This is a genomic window from Porphyromonas loveana, assembly GCF_003096695.1.
GTDB classification, from domain to species: Bacteria; Bacteroidota; Bacteroidia; order Bacteroidales; family Porphyromonadaceae; genus Porphyromonas; species Porphyromonas loveana.
This window is the reverse complement of record NZ_QEKY01000002.1, coordinates 190865-205312: the sequence shown is the minus strand read 5'-3', so window position 1 is coordinate 205312 and position 14448 is coordinate 190865. Positions and strand designations below refer to the sequence as shown.

Annotated in this window: 11 protein-coding genes and 1 pseudogene; 3 read left to right on the top strand and 9 right to left on the bottom strand. The window is 46.3% G+C overall.

Annotated elements, in window-relative coordinates:
• A pseudogene (locus C7382_RS01870) lies at nucleotides 1-153 on the top strand (IS5/IS1182 family transposase); the annotation flags it as partial.
• Between the two features lie 108 nt (nucleotides 154-261).
• Nucleotides 262-714, top strand: a complete 453-nt coding sequence (locus tag C7382_RS01865; RefSeq protein WP_116678626.1) for a copper resistance protein NlpE N-terminal domain-containing protein — start codon at nucleotides 262-264, stop codon at nucleotides 712-714.
• A gap of 147 nt (nucleotides 715-861) precedes the next feature.
• On the opposite strand, the gene C7382_RS01860 is transcribed toward C7382_RS01865, so the two are convergent.
• The 9 genes from C7382_RS01860 to C7382_RS01815 form a co-directional block, all read right to left on the bottom strand.
• Nucleotides 862-2019 carry a T9SS type A sorting domain-containing protein gene (locus tag C7382_RS01860; protein ID WP_116678625.1) on the bottom strand — a complete coding sequence of 386 codons (1158 nt, stop codon included), beginning with the start codon at nucleotides 2017-2019 and terminating at the stop codon, nucleotides 862-864.
• Between the two features lie 195 nt (nucleotides 2020-2214).
• Nucleotides 2215-3570: an aldehyde dehydrogenase family protein gene (locus C7382_RS01855; RefSeq protein ID WP_116678624.1), complete on the bottom strand. Its 1356-nt coding sequence runs from the start codon at nucleotides 3568-3570 to the stop codon at nucleotides 2215-2217.
• A gap of 186 nt (nucleotides 3571-3756) precedes the next feature.
• Entirely contained in the window at nucleotides 3757-4872 is a 1116-nt protein-coding gene (locus C7382_RS01850; RefSeq protein ID WP_116678623.1) for a 4-hydroxybutyrate dehydrogenase, read from the bottom strand.
• 53 nt (nucleotides 4873-4925) lie between these two features.
• A complete protein-coding gene (locus C7382_RS01845; RefSeq protein WP_116678622.1) occupies nucleotides 4926-6221 on the bottom strand; it encodes an acetyl-CoA hydrolase/transferase family protein in 1296 nt (431 codons plus the stop codon).
• Between the two features lie 7 nt (nucleotides 6222-6228).
• Nucleotides 6229-6528, bottom strand: a complete 300-nt coding sequence (locus C7382_RS01840; RefSeq protein ID WP_243405622.1) for a NifU family protein — start codon at nucleotides 6526-6528, stop codon at nucleotides 6229-6231.
• 50 nt (nucleotides 6529-6578) lie between these two features.
• The gene (locus C7382_RS01835; RefSeq protein WP_116678621.1) at nucleotides 6579-8039 is read right to left on the bottom strand and encodes a 4-hydroxyphenylacetate 3-hydroxylase family protein; all 1461 of its coding nucleotides are present in this window, start codon (nucleotides 8037-8039) and stop codon (nucleotides 6579-6581) included.
• Nucleotides 8040-8778: 739 nt separating this feature from the next.
• Complete coding sequence (locus C7382_RS01830; protein WP_116678620.1) at nucleotides 8779-8946, bottom strand: FeoB-associated Cys-rich membrane protein; 168 nt, start codon at nucleotides 8944-8946, stop codon at nucleotides 8779-8781.
• A gap of 15 nt (nucleotides 8947-8961) precedes the next feature.
• Nucleotides 8962-11484 (bottom strand): ferrous iron transport protein B, encoded by a 2523-nt coding sequence (gene feoB / locus C7382_RS01825; RefSeq protein WP_116678619.1) that lies wholly within the window; start codon nucleotides 11482-11484, stop codon nucleotides 8962-8964.
• 554 nt (nucleotides 11485-12038) lie between these two features.
• A complete protein-coding gene (locus C7382_RS01815) occupies nucleotides 12039-12449 on the bottom strand; it encodes a DUF4332 domain-containing protein (RefSeq protein WP_116678617.1) in 411 nt (136 codons plus the stop codon).
• Nucleotides 12450-12633: 184 nt separating this feature from the next.
• On the opposite strand from C7382_RS01815, the gene C7382_RS01810 reads away from it, so the two are divergent.
• A complete protein-coding gene (locus C7382_RS01810; protein ID WP_116678616.1) occupies nucleotides 12634-14346 on the top strand; it encodes a phospholipase D-like domain-containing protein in 1713 nt (570 codons plus the stop codon).
• Nucleotides 14347-14448 lie beyond the last annotated feature (102 nt).

The following is a 14448-nucleotide window of genomic DNA, read 5'->3' as shown; positions in this document are numbered from 1 at the left end:
GTGGCAGGGGATGCTGTGAACATCCTATTGGCAGCTGCTGCTTACAACTTCAAAAGAGCCATGAAGGCTCTTTTGCACCTGCTCAAAATAATAAGCGAAAAGCTAAGCGAGAGACCATCGATGAATGACTTCTCACTTGCCAATGCTTTTTAAGGGATGACTAAATACATTGTCCGAAAATAAAAAGTAGTAGATTTGCAGCGTCTAAGGGCTGAATGCCCGCACGACAGAAACCAAATTATACTTTAAAAACGACGAAAGATGAAAAAGATTTTTGGTCTTGCCATGTTGAGCTTCGCATTGGTAGCTTGTGGCGGAAACAAAACTGAACAGGACGCTGCTGCTGACAGCGCACGTATTGCTGACTCTATCGCACAGGTTGAAGCTGCTGCCGCTGCTGAAGCAGAACGTTTCGTTGGCTCTTATGCCGGTCTCATACCAGCAGCAGATGCAGATGGTTTTGATGTGAAGTTGGTACTGAATGCTGACAAGACTTTTGCTCTCGAAGAAGTGGCCAAGGGTGGGAAGCACGATGGTGTGGGCTCCACAGACAGCGGGTCCTTTACTATCAGTGGAGATACCGTTTTGCTGACCGTATCGGGAGAACCCGAAGCGCGCCGCTTGGTTATTAATGTTTCTGCCGATACGCTCCGATATGCCGATGTCGAAGATCCGAAGATGGCTCCGCTCTATGTCCTTGCTAAGCAGAAGTAAGTAATAAGAAGAGTTGTTTTTTCTGCAACTCGACCTCACATACCGCAAGGGCTGTGACTATGGAATCTTTCCATTTGTCACAGCCCTTGTGCTTTTTATTAACCAGTCAAGGCGAGTCTTTGGATACACCGTCGAAACTCTATGCCATTACCAAACGACTAACTTTTTAGTAGTATCGCCTATTTGCAACAGATAGGTTCCTGCTTGGAGCCGCCTTATGTCAATACGTTCTCTCGTGCTTTGCACTTCATGAGTAAGCTGAACCTGTCCTTTTAGATCGGTGATAGTGGCTGTCCGGCCGATCCATTCGCTCGGGATCTCTACTATCACATAATCTGTCGCAGGAAGGGGGTAGAGACGCATATGGGCTGATGGGAGAGCGGGATCGATGCTTGTGGGAACAGACTGATACCAGGCTGTGATGTCTTCATCTCCCTCGGTGAGGACTGCATGCTTGGAACCATTGTCTAAGGGAGTTGCAAAGAACCAAACATAGTTCTTTGGACCCAAATAGACCAAATCCGCAATGGTCGGTCGGGGAGTAAAGGTTTCAACAGCGAGCTTCTCTTTGTCATATTTGTAATAGAACCAGAAGGGTTCGCGTCCAGCTTTGACAATATCTCCATTAGTATCGTATTCATAGGTCAGTTGGAAGGCTTCTTGTCCGACGCTTGCCATCCCGGGAATAAAGTCAAGGGCAATAACTTTATTTTGGGCATTGTAAGAGAAGACTTCACGGTTGAATTCGGCTTCTCCGTCTGGTGTGAGCTGTATAACTTCATGGAGAAGTCCCGACTCGGTATAGGTAAGCTTTGTGGTTCTAAGATCTTCCCAGTCATGGGTTTGGGGATTGAACGCATCAATTTCTGCTCGAATGAGCTTCATTTCAGCATTGTAGAAAAACTCGATACGCAGATCTTCGACCAAAGGCTGACTCTCTTCGTCTAACATATAACGACTATAATGTGTAATGTATCCCTTTTCGTCTCGGATATACTCGTCTTTCTGCAAGAGTGTAGCGCCGACCCACTCCTCATGCAGGATGAGATAACCTGCTGAATTGTGGGAGTAGCGATGTTCGATGGCAAGTGAACCGGAGGGTTGATAGGAGGCTATTTTGATAAGAAGATGATTTTCATCGTACTCAAACTTGTGCACATAGGTGTAATCCTTGATCGTCTCGATCCGATGTTTGAAACGAAGGGGATCGGCATAGTAGTAGTTAGGAGCAACCTCTTGAGCTTTTAGCTGCCAAGCAGTGACAACACAGAAGGAGGTCAATAGGGTAATAATGATCTGTTTCATAATTGTTTGGATTGATTAGATTTTTTATCATAGCAAAGGTATCTGTGCCTCCTTTGTGCATCAATACCTAGAACAGAGTAATAGGAACAAAGTATTTTAGACTATTTTAGGTAATTACGGTCAGAAAATAAAAAGAAAGCGGGGCTGCCCATTAGGGAGCACCCGCTTTCTACATTATTGGGCTACTCTGTAGTATTAGAGCTCCCAGATTTCTTTATCGTTGGGGATATGGATTTTCGTATTCAGTGGAGCGATACGAGAGATATTCAGCAGGTGTTTGTAGGTAAAATTCTCAGAAATAGAATTATTACCCCATGAACCGCAACCGAGTGTGTTAGTCACAGCAAGACCATTCTGAATGTGACCACCGGCAGTCGTGGCGCTAGGCGCATTGACTACGATACGAGACACGGTGAGTTCAGAGCCTGCCAAGATAATGTGTGCCTGATTGTTGGAGTGAATGGCACAAGTGTGACCATTACCTTCATTGGCGAGATTGGTACGTGCAATTTCCACACCTTCTTCGAAATGATTGTAGCCGATAGCACAGAGAACCGGACACATTTTCTCTTTGCAGATAACATCTTCTGCTCCGATACCGCGAGCCTCAACTACTAGTACGCGAATGCCTTCGGGAATGTTAAGACCTGCCTTCTTGGCGATAAAAGCAACACTCTGACCTACTACGTCCTTGGCGATAGTGCCATCTTCAAAAATAGCGGTACGCACTTTGTCTCCTTCAGCGTCATTACAGATATAGGCTCCATGCTTCCGTAATGCTGCGAATACGGCATCTTTATCAGTTTTATTGTAGATGATGCTTTGTTCGCCTGAGCAGATGATACCATTGTCGAATGCACGACCGGTGATGATCTTATCTGCGGCAACCTCAAAATCGATATTGCTGTCTACAATAACTTGTACGTTACCGGCACCTACTCCGAAAGAAGGCTTACCTGATGAGTAAGCAGACTTAACCATACCCATACCACCTGTAGCTACAACTACGTCAACAGCTCCCATGAGCTCCTGAGTCTTTTCGATGCTGGGCTCTTCGATGATTTGAACCATACCGTCAGGAACATTGAATGGGGCAATGGCTTCCTTGATCAGACTAACAGCGTGTGCAGAGCACTTCTTTGATCTGGGGTGCGGAGCGATGATGATGGCATTACATGTTTTGAGAGCAAAGATGATATTGCTCATCGGCGTTACGATAGGATTGGTTGTAGGCGTTACAGCTCCTACTACACCGATAGGCTTGGCAATTTCAATCATGCCGGTACGCTCGTCAATATTGAGGATACCTACAGATTTCTTGTTGTGGAGGTTGTACCAAACACCCTTCGACTTACCTTGATTCTTCGCTACTTTATGCTCATAGACACCCATACCGGTTTCATCTACTGCTTCACGAGCCAAGATTTCAGCATTCTCATAAATCACTCTGGAAGCAGCACGACAAATGTTGTCCACTGACTCTTGATTGTGAGTGAGTTGGTACTCTCTTTGAGCCTTACGTGCAAGGCTTACCATTTCTTTTATTTCCATTGGAATAATGATTATTGATGTGGTTTTTGTAAATTCTTTTATTGTCCTTGCCCTTACCTATGGACAGACTCAATCACAGTCACATCTCGGGTAACGGGCAGATTTTATGGGTGATAATATAGTCTTTGCGCAAGCCTACCTATCACCCAGCATACCATATAGTATTGATTTCTCTTTAATTTCTACTTAGTAGAGAATTCTGTAAATAGCTTCTATCTCGTCTACGCTAAGCTCTACATAGTTATTGGCCAGTAGTCTCTGCTGTGTCTGGATCACAGCTTCAGCAAAGCCACGCACTTCTTCATCCTTCATGCCGTACTCTCTAAGTTGCTTTTTATTGATGAGACAACCGAGGAGTTTATCCATTTCAGAGAAGACTTGTTCTGGTTGACAGTTGAGAATCTTGGAGAGCTTCCAACTCATTTCTACAATCTGTCCGAATGGATTTTTCTTCTGATACACTTTGAATACTTCAGTGAAGAACTGATAGTTGGCTTCGCCATGTGGTACGTGATAGTTTCCGCCCAATGGATAGGAAAGGGCATGCACAGCTCCCACGCCTGCATTGCCAAAAGCGATGCCGGCATAGTTACTGGCCATGATCATTTCGCCAAGTTTCTCAAAACGGTATTCAGGACCGTGCTCCGCAATTTTTTTGAATACTTCCAATATTATATCCCAAGCAGCCTCACTGAAAAGACGAGAGTAGGGACTCGCTTTCGGCGATACATATGCTTCTACAGCATGGATCAGCGCATCAATAGCACTGCATGCATAGAATTGGAAGGGAAGAGTCTTTAGGAGCTCTGGGATGATGACAGCGTCGTCTGCTACAATGGCATCGTCTGCCAATCCCATCTTTGTGCGGCGACTTTTGATTTCGGCAATGGAAATATTGGTCACTTCGCTGCCTGTTCCGCAAGTGGTGGGTACAATAACCAATTGCTTTTCTTTGATGAGAGGCATCTTGTGATCGAATGCGTCCATCACATCTTTCAGATCTTTCAAGACGAACAGCTTGGAGATATCAATAACAGTACCACCACCGATTGCAATTACACGGTCGAATTGTAGATCTCGAATGTCTGCCAAGATCTGATTCATCATCTCATCAGAAGGCTCACCAAGACCATATTTCTCCTGCATAATAAAGCGACAGGGAAGTTGGCAAGCTTTCATGTAGGGTTCGTAAATAAACGCATTGGTAATGACCAAGTCTCGTTCTCCAAGATTGAACTCTTGGGCAAATTCTGCAAAAGTGTCGAAACTATGAGTTACACTCTTGAGCTTGAAAAGTTGCATAACAGTATTTTTAGGTTTGGAATGATTCTATGATATGTGTCTCATATGAGGCATTATCCAAAACGTTTGTGGAAGTGATCCATCAGTTCTTCGCGGAAATCCGGATGAGCAATGGCTATAAGAGCTTCAGCACGCTGACGCAAAGTGCGCCCCTTGAGATGCGCAATGCCGTATTCTGTAATAACGTAGTCAACCTCGTTACGTGGAGTGGTTACCGCTGCACTTTCAGTTATTATTGGAACAATTCGGGATGCTGTCCCGTTTTTTGCGGTGGATGGCATCGCCATAATGCTCTTGCCATTCTTAGACCAAGCTGCACCACGTACATAGTCTACTTGACCTCCCGTTCCACTAAACTGCATTGGACCAATACATTCGGAAACGACTTGTCCCATTAGGTCAACTTCAATACAACTATTGATGCTGACCATATTATCATTCTGGGATATTATTCTCGGATCGTTAACGTAGTCTACTGGATAGAGTTCAACGTCGGGGTTATTGTTTACAAAGCGGTACACATTTTCAGTTCCCATTAAGAAAGTTGCAATCATTTTTTCGGGGTGGAGCGTCTTTTTCTTACCAGTGATAACACCACTGCGAACTAACTCCAGAACTCCATCAGAAAACATTTCTGTATGGATTCCAAGATCCTTCTTGTCCTTTAAAAAGAGCAATACGGCGTCAGGAATTGCACCGATACCGAGCTGAAGTGTCGAGCCATCCTCAATGAGTTTAGCACAATTACGACCTATGGCTTCTTCTACCTCTCCTACTTTCGCTTGAGGAAGAGTATAGACAGGATAGTCAGCTTCTACGATATAGTCTAATTGCGAGATATGAATTAAGTTATCTCCATGTACATATGGGGTCTGACGATTGATTTCGCCAATGACTAACTGAGCAGATTCTGCAGCTTGCTTGGTGTAGTCACATGATACCCCGAAACTGCAATAACCATTTTCGTCTGGCATTGATAGCTGAACGATAGCAACATCTATATGGATAATGTCCTTGCGTATCATTGATGGAACTTCGTAGAAGAAAGCCGGAATGAAATCAGCACGATTCTCTGCAATAGCCTTGCGTGAATTGCCTCCTACAAAATTGGTCACATGACGGAAATATGGTGCCATTTCAGGTGCCATGTACTTCCCTTCACCAAGACAAAGCATATGATAGATCTCGACATTTTGAAAGAGATTGGCTTGATTAACCAATGCTTCTACACACATCTGAGGTGTACCTGCAGCATGTGAAAGGGCTACTCGCTGACCATTTTTAATGTGTTTGACAGCTTCTTCTGCCGAAACAATACGGGAGGCAAACTCCACTAATACGTTCTTCATAAAGTTGTTATTTGGGTTTTCTCAAAATGTTTTTGGCTTGTTCCAGTAGGTCATTGCTGACACCGTTCTCAAGGACTACATCAATATTGTCGTCCTTAAAGTGTTCGCGCATCATGGCTTGGACGATTTTCTCAGTTGTTTCATTAGCAGCCGGACAGAAGCGGCATGCACCCGAAAACTTAATGAATATGGTTTTGTCCTTTACGCGGGACAATGAAAGGTCGCCTCCGTGGCTGCGCAATAGCGGACTAATCCGCTCGCGCAGCACGAGTTCGACCGTTGTTTCTGTCAATATATCTGACTTCACAGCTAATATATACTGTCTTCAGACTGTTAAACAGAAAATTTCAAAGGGAATTATTTGTCAAGAGATTCATCAATGCGTGCAATTGCACGTGCAAGTTTCTTCTTGCCTTCGATATCTCCTTGACGGGCAATCATAATTCTTTGAGCTTGAGGAGAACCAGCTCCATGCATAGATTCTGTTCTATATCCTACAGCAGCAGTTCCAAGTGTGATGTTCTCGATCAAACGGAGAATGCGCATACGATTTTCTGTGGCCTTTCCTTTTGCTCCTACAAGATATTTCTTGACAACAGACCCAATTTCAGGATGACGGAAATCTTGTTCTGATGGCATCGTAACCATCAAACCACCTGCGATATCTTCAGCCAACCGTGCGATTTCATAAGGTAAACGAGTGATATTTTGTTTGCAGACATTTGCCAACAAAAGGTCAATCATATAGTTACCGGCTTTCATTTGAGTTCCTTCAGAAGAACAAGCAATACCACAGGCATAGAGCGTTTCGTTAAGATGGATCATCTCAATCAGTTTGTCTTTGATGTGAGAGGCTTTAGGTACACCATTATAGTCTGCAGCAAGAGCTGCTGCGCCGATGAGTACATCGCCAACACCGACTTTGCAACCACCGTACGATTGGCGGTGATACCCAGCAAAACGCTCTACCATCATACCTGCAAACTGATATTCACGGCACATGAAGACACGATCGTTAGGGACAAATACTCGGTCGAACACAACGAGAGCTTCATGTCCGCCAAATTCCGGATTGCCCAAATCAATATCAGCACCTGCTTCCATCTTTCGTGTGTCACACGATTGGCGCCCATAGATCATAATAACACCTTCTGCATCAGAAGGCACAGCAAATGAGACTGCATAGTCTGCATCGGCTTCGCGCATAGCGATGGTAGGCATAATAAGATGCTCGTGAGAGTTGACTGCACCAGTTTGATGCGCCTTTGCTCCAGAAACGATGATGCCATCTTCACGAACTTCGACGATGTGCATGTAGAGATCCGGATCTTCTTGTTCTGAGGGAGCCAAACCTCTGTCTCCCTTGGGGTCAGTCATGGCACCATCAACGACAAGGTCATTATCTTGCACATACTTGAGATAATCTACAAAACGTTTGTGATAGGACGTCCCTAGTGCCTCATCCATTTCGTAGGTCGTTGAATAGATTGCATTGAAAGCATCCATACCGACACAACGTTGGAAGCATGATGCGGTCTTTTGGCCCAAGAGTCGTTGCATCTTCACCTTGTTTTTCAAATCTTCTGTACTTTGGTGTAGGTGGCAGAAGCGATTGATTTGTTTTCCGGTCAGATTAGACGTTGCCGTCATCAAATGCTTGTACTCCTCCATTTCGGCCAACTTGTAAGTCATAGCTACCGAATTCATAGAGGGGCGAATCATAGGGTGATCAACAGGATTGTCGATTTTTTCTCCCATGAAATAAACCTTCAAGTTCAGTTTCCGAAGGCTTTCTACGTACTGTTCGCTTGTCATCATAATATCTTTCCTCTTTTAAAGTGATAAAACTTTCGCTTTATTTCTATTTCAATCTTTGCTTTCTTATCGCTTTAATGTCTGTTACACTCTCAGATTGGATCGGTATGCATGCACAAAAATGCCGAGAAAGGCTTGTGGCCTCAACGACAATTAATGAGTGACTATGTTCTCAAAACGTAAGAATGAACATTGTAATCTCATATCTCTGTGAATCAGAGAGGTCTGTCATGGTCAGGGTTCTGTGGCTATTTCCAAGGTTTGGCGTTTTTTGCGATCGTTCTGTTCGTCACAACGCGGAACAGTCTCGGAATTTCTCCAGATACTCCTTTTTCTTTCTACGCATTGAACAGCAATGAGCAGAGTCCATTGACGTGGCAAAGATATTGATTATATCCATATGGTATCTACAAATGTGCTAAAAAACAAGGTGTGTACATTCCACCCATAAGAGCACTATTAGGTCAAATTAAGTCGGAAACGTTCAATGGGAGTTCTATAATGGGGGCTTTTTCTGGGTCAGCTGCTTAGTTTGTATTTAATACCGGCATTTGTTTAGGGGTTAAGTCAGCGAAAGAAGTACCTTTAGAGAGATAGAGCATTTAGATGTTCGATCTGAGGTTTGCGCACAGAGGTGTACGCCCTGGCGAAATACTTATGTCGAACTCATGAAATAAATAATACTGTGAGTCGACTCGTTCAGCTGACGAGTCGGCTTGTGTGTGATTGCATCGACCAGTCCTCAGCGCATCGGGTCGTCGTGCCGCTTGAGAGAGCAGTCGCTCCGCGAGGCACAGCCCGAGCATCCGCCTGCGGCATCATCTCTGCGTCTCCACAGTCGTACAAGGCGATAGACAATAATCCCGAAAACGATAAGTCCCGTTATGGCCGTCAGGATGTTCTGTATCATACTATCAAAACAGTGTCAGACAAATAATAGTTTGCCCACTTGATAGATTAGGAAGGTGACTATCCATGCCAACGAACAAGAATAGATGATGGAGAATGCCGCCCACTTCCAGTGTCCGCTCTCTCGCCCGATCGCTACCACCGTGGCGATGCAGGGGAAGTAGATGAGTACAAATGCCATCAAGCCTAAGGCTACAAGTGGCGAGAACGTGGGGTTGCCGTTGGCATCGCGGTCTTGGCGAATGCGTTCGCCCAGGCGCTGCGTGGCTTCTTCGCTGTCGTCACCGTCCCCTGTGTATATTACTCCCAGTGTACTGACGACAACTTCTTTGGCTGCCATACCCGTCAAGAGGCTTACGCTCATCTTCCAGTCGAATCCCAAAGGAGCCAAAGCGGGCTGTACTGCTCGGCCGATGCGTCCGATATAAGACTCTTCCTGTTGGCGGATGTGTATCTGTCGTTCCAGTTCTTCCGTTTTTGCTTGTTTTTCCTCCTCTGTGAGTTGTATATTCTCTTGCAACTGTGTGGAGAGTGCGCTCAGTTCAGCTTCGCCCGAGTAATGCGGGTAGTAACTGAGAAACCAGATTGCTACTGACGCCAGCAGGATGATGCTACCCATCTTGCGCAAGTATTGGGCAGCTTTGCTCCACATATGCACGACTACTGACCTGCTTGTCGGCATACGATAGGGAGGAAGTTCCATTACAAAGGGAACATCTTCGGCGCGGAAGAGGGTACGCTTGAACAAGCGCGCCATCAATACCGCCAGCAAGATACCCAAGAAATACATACCGAACAGGACCAATCCTGCCGATTGGGGGAAGAAAGCTCCGGCCAGTAGCAGATAGACCGGCAAGCGAGCACTACAGCTCATGAGGGGGGTCACCAGCATCGTAATCATACGACTCTGGCGGCTCTCGATCGTTCTGGTGGCCATAATGGCCGGAACGTTGCAGCCAAAGCCCATAATAAGCGGAATGAAAGACTTGCCATGTAGTCCCATATGGTGCATGATCTTGTCCATGATGAAGGCCGCACGTGCCATATATCCGCTATCTTCCATCAAGGAGATAAAGAAGTAGAGGATGAGGATATTGGGCAGAAAGACAATGACGCCTCCCACACCTCCGATGATGCCATCGACAACGAGGTCCTTGAACGAGCCGTCAGGCATCAAGCTTTCGGCAAGACCGCCGACCCAACCCACAAGTGTCTCGATCCAACCCATCGGGTAGCTTCCCACTACGAATGTAGCTTGGAACATAATGAACATGAACAAGATGAAGATCGGGAACCCCCATACTTGATGCGTAACGATGTTGTCGATCTTGTCGGTCAACGTCTTGGGTTGCCGGTTATTACTCGTGTACGTCTCTCGGAGAGCTCCGGCAATGAAACCGTATCTGTGATCCGTGATAATACTTTCGGCATCGCTTGCGACTGTCAGATACTCATCAATATTGTGTAGCGCAAAGTCACGTGCCGATAGGATGAATTGTCCTTTGGGTTGCTCCCCTATGTAGCGACTAATTTCTTTGTCTCCCTCTATGAGTTTGACTGCCAGATACCGAGCCGGCAGTGCATATGGAAGGACAAGTCGCTGCGTAATCTTCTTGGCGAGGGACTCTACCGCCGGCTCTATGATGCTGCCATAATGGATGCGGATGTCGCGCACGGTCGTATTGGTTCCTTCATATACGGATACCAGTGCGTCGAACAGCTCATGCAGCCCCTCTCCCGTACGGCCGATTGTCGGGATCATGGGGATACCGAGCATGGCAGAGAGAGAGGGATAGTCGAGGGAATCGCCCTTCCGTTCAAACTCGTCATACATATTCAATGCTATGACTACGGGCAGTCCCATTTCTTTGAGCTGTAGCGTCAGATAGAGATTGCGCTCCAAATTGCACGTATCCACCACATTAAGCACGATATCAGGTCGTGTCTCTTCGCTCAGATATTTCCTGATATACAACTCTTCCGGACTATAGGGCGAGAGCGAATAACTGCCGGGCAGGTCTACTATTTCGATCTTGTAGTTGCCATGTCGGAAGTAACCTTCCTTGGCCTCTACCGTGACGCCGCTATAGTTACCGACGTGCTCGTGTGCACCGCTGGCACGATTGAAGATGGAGGTCTTGCCACAGTTGGGGTTGCCGATCAACGCCACACGAATGCGATGTGCTTCGTGCCTTGTTTCAGGAGGCGAGAGCCTTTCGTCGGTAGGCAGGGAGAGTACATCGGCCGATGCAGCATGGGGAGCATGCATCACAGTCGTTTCTGTTTCGGGTGGGATGTCAACCGTATCAGCACTCTCTATGAGTACCACTTCTATGCGGGCAGCGTCGGCACGGCGAAGCGAAACATTATAGTCCATGATGCGGTAGTAAACCGGATCATGTAAGGGAGCATTGTGGAGGACGGTAACGGTCTTGCCGTGTACAAACCCCATTTCCAATATGCGCTTGCGGAAAACGCCGCGCCCCTCGACACGAATAATAGTGGCTCGATCGCCGGTGTGTAAATCTGATAGTCTCATGATGCTACAAAAGTAGTAAGTATGTTTATTGGGTGGTGTGTAGCGTCATCTAAATGAGGTTGACGCATATAATCTTCCTATACGGGTATGCCTCTTCGTGATCATGTGCATGACTGACGAAAGAGCCTCTCTTGTGTGAAAAAGTATGCAGATGTGTTATGATCTCCTACTTGTGCGAATGATCGAAACAACTCACGCCAAAATCATTTCCTTCTGGCGCCATTTCAGAAAAAATTATGCGCCAAATCAAAAAACTTTTGGCGCGAGTTGTTTAGGAAAACCGGCGCCATATTCCGAGCGTTTTTGCTCCATAATTTTGAGAAGTATGCACCACAGCTCTCCATGCTCCATAGAGAGTTAAAAAAGGTGATGCTGTATCAATCTTTTCTATGCAGTCGGGGCATTGTGAGGCTTCTTACCGGTCTAAGCGGATACTCCACCATGTATCACTTCTCTTCTATCAAGGCAACCTGTCAAATGTTGGAAGCGCCTAAACGTATGAATGGACATGCGTTTAGGCGCTTCGGGGCAGAAGTGCCACTAATGAGGCACAATTAGTATTCGAGCATCCGAGGAAGATCCTTGGCTTGCTTCACCCAGTCTTCTACCATCTTTAGCACCGGGAGGCGACGCACCAGCTTTTTGACTGCATTCACCTCGGCCATTTTCTCTGTTAGGTTGTCGGCCTTGCGCGTAGCCAGCTCCTTCACAGTATCAACGCCCGCCGCTTCGAGCAGTTCGGCATATTCGCTTCCTACTCCTTTGATGCGGAAGAGATCCACCATATTGGCGAACTTGAGGATCTTGCTCTCTTCGATGCCACTCTTTGCGGCCAGAGCTTTACGATCTGCTTTCGTTTTGCAGGCCTTTAAGAGTTGGTCGGTGGACATGATGCCCGCTTCGTTCAACTTGCCGGCCAATACCGGTCCGATACCTTCTACCTCGATTACTTTGTAATTAGCCATAGATGTTACTTTTTTGTTTTATGTTGTTAATACTGGCGGATTGTATCCACTTGGTGCGCTATTTTGCAATTCTGAAAAAAGGTTTCCCTTTTGTCCTCTAACAGCCCTTTGTATGTAAAAGTTCAGATAATGCCGATGGGTTTTCCTATTTTTGAGTGTCAATGAAGATATAAAATAGTTGAATATGGCTCAGAATACGAATGATTACATTTTGACAGGAAAGAATCCGAAGGCCCTTTTTACGCTCAAAGCCTATCGGGGAGATGGTATGTTGTTGTTGGCCATGAATTGGCGGGACGGAAAACCTCCCCGCGACTTTGTCGGCTTTGCCATTGAGTATAAAGAACCGGGCGGTGATCGCTTTTATGCCTTGAAGAACAGACTTTCTTTCCTTGATGCTGATGGGAATGTCTGTAGCGAGACCAAATCGTCCCTCCTTTCCCCGTTTCAAATGTTTCGCTGGGTGCACTTCCCACGCAATGCCGACATGAATGGAGCTTTCGTGTACCAAGTGAAGCCCGTCTTTATGAACTGGTATGAAGAGTTGAGTTATGGAGAGGAGCAGCGCGTTGAGATCGTTTTGCATCGCGAGACCTATCCACAACGTCTTGATGTGGCGTTCACCCGCGGATTCGTTTCTTCCCAGGCTTTTGTGGATAAGTATTCCGATGAAGGAGGTGTCGCAGCATTGTTGCCGAGTAAATCCAAAGAAGGTATTGATTTTGTTCCCACTCATCCCAAGGCTACTACTGCACTTCCGTGGATGGGATTCGAGGCTGCAGAGGCTATGCTCCGGCTCTTGGACGAAGCCATTGCGGACAAGAGTGCCGAGGTCAAAGTCGTAGCCTATGATCTCAATCTGCCTGTCGTGATGGAGAAGTTTCTACAATTGAAAGAAAGACTTTCGATTATCATTGACGATAGTGCCGAACATGCCGAGCACGATTCGGCCGAGAGCATCGCTTATGAGAGGTTACGGGCTTCTACCCAAGGGAAAGTGAAGCGACAACATATGGGACAGTTGCAACACAATAAGACCATCGTGATCAAAGGCAAGAAAGTGAAAGCGGCCATCTGTGGCTCCACTAATTTCACTTGGCGCGGCCTTTATGTACAGTCCAATAATGTGCTGATCGTACGCGGCAAGAGTGCCATCGAACCATTCCTCGCTGCCTTTGACAATTATTGGAACTGCACGACAACGGCTTTTGGCAAGACTGATTCGGCTCTGTGGAATAAAATCAAGCTCGCTTCCATTGATGCACAAGTGTCTTTCTCTCCACATAGCAAGAACAATTCTCTCTTAGACGAGGTGGCGGCTGATGTCTCTAAAACGGAATCCAGTCTCTTCTATTCGCTGGCTTTCCTATCTCAGACGACCGGCTCACTCAAGGATGAGATCGTCCGTGTGTTGGAGAAAGGGGATGTATTTGTCTATGGTATATCGGACAAGCGGATGGGAGGGCTCAATCTCCAGAAGCCGAATGGTAATCTGGCTCCCGTCTTCCCCCAAGTCATCGGTGAGAATATGCCCGAACCCTTCAAGTCCGAACCTTCTGGCGGTGGAGGTACGCGCATGCACCATAAGTTCGTGGTGATCGACTTCGATAAGCCTACGGCGCGCGTATATCTGGGTTCCTATAATTTCTCCACTACGGCCGACAGGAAGAATGGGGAGAATCTCCTCCTGATACGAGACAGGAAAGTAGCCGTGTCGTACATGATAGAGGCATTAAGAATATTCGATCACTATCACTTCAGAGTCAATCTTGCAGCAGCTACTGAGCGGCATCAACGTCTCTTCCTCTCCAAACCTCCCCGCAAGGGCGAAAAGGCTTGGTGGGAAAAGTTCTATACCGATCCGATCAAGATTAAGGATCGCGAAATGTTCGGTTGATAACAATCCGCACCTTCTTCATATTGAACAAAAAGGAGGCATCGCCACCAGCTCCTACAGAGCAGTGGCGATGCCTCTTTGTGATAATAGATATGACTATCC

Coding starts and splice junctions, on each gene's coding strand:
- feoB (WP_116678619.1), bottom strand. CDS start 11,484: ATGAGACTATCAGATTTACACACCGGCGATCGAGCCACTATTATTCGT.
- C7382_RS01860 (WP_116678625.1), bottom strand. CDS start 2,019: ATGAAACAGATCATTATTACCCTATTGACCTCCTTCTGTGTTGTCACT.
- C7382_RS01810 (WP_116678616.1), top strand. CDS start 12,634: ATGGCTCAGAATACGAATGATTACATTTTGACAGGAAAGAATCCGAAG.
- C7382_RS01815 (WP_116678617.1), bottom strand. CDS start 12,449: ATGGCTAATTACAAAGTAATCGAGGTAGAAGGTATCGGACCGGTATTG.
- C7382_RS01845 (WP_116678622.1), bottom strand. CDS start 6,221: ATGAAGAACGTATTAGTGGAGTTTGCCTCCCGTATTGTTTCGGCAGAA.
- C7382_RS01830 (WP_116678620.1), bottom strand. CDS start 8,946: ATGATACAGAACATCCTGACGGCCATAACGGGACTTATCGTTTTCGGG.
- C7382_RS01865 (WP_116678626.1), top strand. CDS start 262: ATGAAAAAGATTTTTGGTCTTGCCATGTTGAGCTTCGCATTGGTAGCT.
- C7382_RS01835 (WP_116678621.1), bottom strand. CDS start 8,039: ATGATGACAAGCGAACAGTACGTAGAAAGCCTTCGGAAACTGAACTTG.
- C7382_RS01855 (WP_116678624.1), bottom strand. CDS start 3,570: ATGGAAATAAAAGAAATGGTAAGCCTTGCACGTAAGGCTCAAAGAGAG.
- C7382_RS01850 (WP_116678623.1), bottom strand. CDS start 4,872: ATGCAACTTTTCAAGCTCAAGAGTGTAACTCATAGTTTCGACACTTTT.